Origin of the sequence: Adlercreutzia equolifaciens (genome assembly GCF_029076695.1) — a bacterium.
Lineage (GTDB): Bacteria > Actinomycetota > Coriobacteriia > Coriobacteriales > Eggerthellaceae > Adlercreutzia > Adlercreutzia equolifaciens_A.
Genome location: NZ_JARFIK010000202.1, coordinates 1 through 329, shown reverse-complemented (window position 1 = coordinate 329; position 329 = coordinate 1). Strand labels below are relative to the sequence as shown.

At 62.6% G+C, this 329-nt stretch carries 1 protein-coding gene; it reads right to left on the bottom strand.

Features of this window, described 5'->3' with window-relative positions; genetic code table 11:
- Positions 1–77 precede the first annotated feature (77 nt).
- Positions 78–329, bottom strand: a 252-nt coding sequence (locus tag PZH32_RS12070; protein WP_275208500.1) for a formate--tetrahydrofolate ligase, incomplete at its 5' end; no start/stop codon positions are given.

Sequence of the window (329 nt, the reverse complement as noted above, 5' to 3'; positions counted from 1 at the left end):
CTTTGCCGGTGCTCGGCATTCTAACATCAAGCGGCCCCCGCTTTGCTTCGCGGGAGCCGCTTCCATGTTAATTCGGGTTAAGCCGAACTTTCTTCACAAGCGCCTGAGAACAGGCCGGTGATGGTACCGTCCTCCATGACGTCGATCTTGTGGGCGGCCGGCGCCTTGCCCAGGCCCGGCATGGTCATGATGGAACCCGTGAGCGCCACGTTGAAGCCGGCGCCAGCGGACACCTTGACCTGACGCACCGTGATGATGAAGTCGCGGGGGGCGCCCAGCTTGGCGGCGTCGTCCGAGAAGGAGTACTGAGTCTTGGCCATGCACACAGG